We start from the raw sequence: 3,195 nt of genomic DNA, 5'->3' as shown, positions 1-3,195 counted from the left end.
AAAATAGTTTAATAACAAAAAAACTTATCATTATTCGTTAATTTACAGGAAAAAATAATCATATTTGCCGCCGATGATGTTGCGTGGAGATTTGTTGGAGCGTATTTAACTGCTTTCGCGGGAATAAGTGTCGTTGCCAGTATTTCATTTTTCTTATCGTCGCTCGTCCAAAATTCTATCGGACCAATAATCGGGACGATGGCGATTTATATAATCTTATTGATTTTGAGTGAGCTTCCTTATGAATTTTTCCAAACTATCTCCCCTTACATGTTCACGCATTATTTACCTTCATGGCTTAGCTTTTTTGACGATCCGGTTGATTGGGATATGATTCAAAAATCTATTGCTGTTCTTCTGTTTCACTCGGTTGGATTTTTTATTATTACCTTACTGATTTTTAAGAAAAAGGATATTTTATCGTGAGAATACAATCTGAATTGAGAAAATTATCATGACAAAGAAAATATTATTTACGATTCTGTGTTTATTTCAACTTTCATTCGGACAGAAAATTGACCCGAATTTAGTAATCGAAAAAATTAGAGAGCAGTTCGGCAGTATAAATGATTACACTGCGGATGTTTCGGTTAAAGTCGATATAGAATACTTGAAAGTCCCGGATATCAATGCAAAGGTTTATTTCAAAAAACCCGATATGATTCACATTGAATCGAAAGGTTTTGCGCTTCTCCCTAAGCAAGGCTTGAACTTTTCGCCGGATGCTCTTTTCGAAAAGAAGTTTACTGCCATCTATGAAAATGATGCGGAGATCGATAATCAAACTTTTCATATTATAAAAGTTATTCCTGAAGAATCCGAAAGAGGTCCATCGATTATCACTCTTTATGTAAATTCAAGGCATTACACAATTGGGAAGATAATCACGCTTGGTGAGCGGTCGGGTAAGGTTGAAGTGAATTTAGATCACAAGTTGGTTGATAACAAGTACTGGCTTCCGGAAAAAGTCGATATACTTTTAGACGTTGGTAATCTTAGATTTGGACGAAGAAGGCAATCGCCGAAAGAAACCCTATCAGAAAATAAAACCGAAGAGAAACAAGAAGGAAGAGTTACATTAACTTACTCGAATTACATTGTGAATAAAGGAATTGACGATAAGATTTTTGAGAAGAAAGAGAACGAGAGATAATCTAAAAGATTTCATCCCGACAAGTCGGGATGGAATCTTTGTTATATAAGCTTTTTACACAACTCAACAGCTTCGATTGCATTCTTTGCATAGCCATTAGCTTTGATTGAATCGGCGAAACTTGGACTGACAGGTGCACCGCCAATAATAATTTTTTTATTCGGATACTTTTCAATCAGCACGTTAACAGTTTTTTGCATTGAAACCATTGTGGTTGTAAGCATCGCAGACAATCCGACTATATCTGGATTTTCTCGCTCAATCCACTCAATGAATTTTTCGGTTGATGCGTCAATTCCCAAATCAGCAACATCGAAACCATTTCCTTTGAGCATTACACCGACTAAGTTTTTTCCGATATCGTGTATATCTCCTTTAACCGTTCCCATCAAAACTTTTCCGCTGCTGATTTTTTCGCCGTGAAGAAAGTATGGTTCAATCAAAGCCATTGCAGTTTTGAATGCTTTTGCCGACATCAACACTTCAGGAAGAAACATCCCTCCATCTCGGAATTTTACCCCAACAACCTCCATTCCTTTCAATAATCCATCATCTAAAATTTGTTTTGCGGTTATATTATTCTCAAGAGCAAGATTGACCTGATCAGTCATCTCTTTCCATTTACCTTTTATGATGATTTCGGAAATTTGGGCAAGAACTTTGTTCATTTATTTCTCTGTTTTTAATCTCCTTGAAAAATTTTTAACAATTTCTTTTTAAGCGAGTTTAATGACCTCTTTATTTTAAATAAATCATTTTTTTCATTGCTGAAAAATCATCAGTGATAATTCTGTAAAAGTATATACCGCTCGGCAGTCCCTCGGCATTGAAGGTAACTTTATATTCCCCGGGGTTGGAATATTGGTTTACAAGAGTTTTAATCTCTCTGCCAAGCAAATCGTAAATCTTAATTTGCACGTTAGAGGCAATTACTAATTGCCAGCTAATTATTGTAATTGGATTAAAAGGATTAGGGTAGTTTTGGTATAAAACAAATTCAGTTGGAAGTTGTTCTTCTTCATCAACACTAACAGTTGAGGTATCCCCGTAAACTACACCGTCTATAACACAACCTAAGAGCTGAATTTCAGATCCTTCAAATAAGCCATGCAGCATACCAAATTCTTTTGTCCAGAGTTCTCGGCCTTTATGTAAACGGTGAATTACATAAATCAAAATATTTTTATTAAACCAACTGAGAGGTAAAGTATCAGTAATTGTACTATATAAAGTATCAAAGAACGTTGTTTGTCCCCACGTATCTCCTTTTTGAGGATTGACCTTAAAATATTTGTATAAGGAATCAAACATCACTGTAGTATATCTAGTATAAAATCCATCATTTACTAAACCCATATAGTGAATCCAGATGTAAGGACCGGTACGAATTGCATAAAAGTGAATACCTTTTATTGTCTTCACGCTGTCTAAAACTTCAAATGTCAATCTCCATCCTGAGAAAAGATATTCTTTATAGAAATAAACCCACTTGTTACCTGGTTTAAGTGGTGATACATTAAATAGGCCTTGTGCAAATATGTAAGTATGCGTTAACACGAGAAAAACAAAAATTATCTTTTTCATACTATAAATTCTCCTATGCAATAAATAGTACTGTATTGTAAATCCAAAATATAAACACACAAACTATCTTTAATTATTTTCTTCCTCTGAAGGTAACATAAAACAAAAATTGAAAAGTTGACAAGATTTTTTCTGAAGCCTGAAGTTTTTTAAGAAATTTGATTTCCCAAAATATTGCCTCAACAATGTTTATTTCTAATTTTAAATAAAATCATCTACTCTCAAAGAATATTTGTAACCCTATATTGCTTTTCTTTTTCATCAAAATAACTCAATTCATTCAGTCAGATTTATTCTATTCGCAATCTTTTTAATTGCGTGAATGTGGTCGGGAGTTGTTCCGCAGCATCCTCCGACGATTTTAACACCTAACTGATAAAGTCTTTCGACTTTATCTTGAATGAAGTTTGAGTCTTCTGAATAAATTTCTCTTCCATTTTCCCAAACAGGTAATCCCG

General features: G+C 34.1%; 5 protein-coding genes. 2 read left to right on the top strand and 3 right to left on the bottom strand.

Translation table 11 applies throughout. The features are described from left to right. Positions 1-198: 198 nt before the first annotated feature. Both FJ213_13155 and FJ213_13150 read left to right on the top strand, forming a co-directional pair. Positions 199-426 carry a hypothetical protein gene (locus tag FJ213_13155; protein MBM4177099.1) on the top strand — a complete coding sequence of 76 codons (228 nt, stop codon included), beginning with the start codon at positions 199-201 and terminating at the stop codon, positions 424-426. Positions 427-454: 28 nt separating this feature from the next. Beyond that, positions 455-1,153, top strand: a complete 699-nt coding sequence (locus FJ213_13150) for a hypothetical protein (GenBank protein MBM4177098.1) — start codon at positions 455-457, stop codon at positions 1,151-1,153. A gap of 41 nt (positions 1,154-1,194) precedes the next feature. On the opposite strand, the gene FJ213_13145 is transcribed toward FJ213_13150, so the two are convergent. The 3 genes from FJ213_13145 to FJ213_13135 form a co-directional block, all read right to left on the bottom strand. Beyond that, the gene (locus FJ213_13145) at positions 1,195-1,821 is read right to left on the bottom strand and encodes a cobalamin-binding protein (protein ID MBM4177097.1); all 627 of its coding nucleotides are present in this window, start codon (positions 1,819-1,821) and stop codon (positions 1,195-1,197) included. A gap of 70 nt (positions 1,822-1,891) precedes the next feature. Beyond that, the gene (locus FJ213_13140; protein ID MBM4177096.1) at positions 1,892-2,737 is read right to left on the bottom strand and encodes a T9SS type A sorting domain-containing protein; all 846 of its coding nucleotides are present in this window, start codon (positions 2,735-2,737) and stop codon (positions 1,892-1,894) included. Positions 2,738-3,013: 276 nt separating this feature from the next. Continuing rightward, the coding region (locus FJ213_13135; protein MBM4177095.1) for a bifunctional homocysteine S-methyltransferase/methylenetetrahydrofolate reductase at positions 3,014-3,195 on the bottom strand (182 nt) is incomplete at its 5' end.

The organism is Ignavibacteria bacterium (assembly GCA_016873845.1).
Lineage (GTDB): Bacteria > Bacteroidota > Ignavibacteria > Ch128b > Ch128b > JAHJVF01.
This window is presented reverse-complemented; position numbering and strand designations above follow the sequence as displayed.